Here is a 1,673-nt window from a genome sequence, read left to right as displayed (position 1 = left end):
GGACCTGTCTGGAGCTTGAACTGCGTGCTGAAGATGTTGCGGAAGGTGACGGCAGCGTTTTCGCCGTAGTGGCCCATGCTGTCCGTGAAGTCGTTGCTCGTGCCCGCGCGGGTATACGAGGACTCGATCATGTACGTGCCAGCCAGCGAAGTTGTGAGTCGACCGACCGACGGAATGTCCACACGACCTTCGAGCTCCCAGTCGATACCCTTGGTGATGGCTTGGCCGATGTTGGTCGACAGGGCCATGAAGGCGTAGTAGTTCGATGTTTCAGCCGGTTGCTTGTAAGTCGTGAACAGGCTTTGATACTTCTGCGGATCGCCGAAAGCTTGGTTGGCCGACACGCCGCTGACTGCATCGCGCAGCTTCACCTGCCAGTAGTCGAAAGCCGCGCTGAAGTTCGAGGTCGGCTCGATGCGCATGCCGATGGTGGCCTGCTTGGACCTCTCGGCCTTCAGGTTCTCGTTGCCGCCGCTCAGCTGCGTGTACTGGGCCTTGCCGGGCTTGCAGGGCGGCGAGCCGCTGCCGTCGCCAGGGAAGGGGCAGTCGTAGCTGGAGGCGGTCACGCCGTTGGAGACCAGCGGCTGGGCGATGTCCAGCATATCCGGGGCCTTGAAGCCCGTGCCGTAGGAGCCGCGGAACATCAGCTGGCTGGAGACCTGGTACTTGCCCGACAGCTTGTAGGTCGATGCCTTTTCCGTCTTGCCGAAGTCGCGCTTGTTGATCGCGTCCTTGATCTTGCTGATGCTGTCGTAGCGCAGCGAGGCATTGACCTCGAGGCCCTTCACGACCGGGATCTGCAATTCAGCAAACACGCCGAGGTTGTCGCGCTCCAGGTCGTATTGCGGATTGGCGCCGAAGTTGTAGATGACGCCGTTGACCGCATCAGCGGACGGGGTCTGCTTGTAGTGGTAGTTGCGGACATCCGCCCCGACACCCAGGTTCACCGCCCCGGCTGGCAGGTTGAAGATTTCGCCGGAGGCGCGCACGTCGCCGCCCTTGAGCGTCGTGGAGGCCGTGCGGATGCTGCCGTGGTAGATGGAGTCGCTGATCAGCTTCTGGGCCGCCGCGCTCTGGTTGCCCGATGGCACGAAGGGGTCGATCGCCAGCGTGTTGACGATGTTGGTGAACTCGGTGGTCTTGAAATAGCCGCCGATGTAATGCTCGTCCAACGCGTTTTGCGACCAGGTCAGCGCGCCGTTGACGTTCCAGCTGCCGATGTCGGCTTCGGCGCCGACGACGACGTGCTTGGAATCGGTAAAGGTCTGCGAATCACGGGTTCCGAAGTCCGTCGCGCGGAAGCCCGCCGTGACGGTGTTGACACGGGCCTGCTGAGCGGCCGTCAGATACGGCGAGACGTACTTGTTGTACAGCGCGGATCCAACCGGGATCGCAATGGGCACCGGGTTCGGCGCGATGCGGGCGATCAGGTCGTAGCGGGTGTAAGCGATGTCAGAGAACAGCTTGACGTTGTCGCTGAGCTTGAGCTGACCCGTGACGAAAGCCGAATCCCGCTTGTACTCGGGATAGATGTCGATCGTGGAGACGAAGTCGAACGCGCATTGCGCCGTGCCAACCTTGGCCGTGCCGCCTGCCGGAATGGTGTTGGCCAGGCTGTAGAAGTTGTTCGGCGCGCACTTCCCCTTTTCCATAAGGTAGGGGTTGAACGAGTA

Annotated in this window: 1 protein-coding gene; it reads right to left on the bottom strand. The window is 61.7% G+C overall.

Annotated features, from left to right (window positions below; genetic code table 11):
• The coding region (locus tag AC1DU6_RS30235) for a TonB-dependent receptor plug domain-containing protein (protein ID WP_477861746.1) at positions 1–1,652 on the bottom strand (1,652 nt) is incomplete at its 3' end.
• Positions 1,653–1,673 lie beyond the last annotated feature (21 nt).

It is taken from the genome of Roseateles sp. P5_B10 (assembly GCF_056400485.1).
Note: the sequence above shows the minus strand (reverse complement) of the source record. Positions and strands in the feature narration are given on the sequence as shown.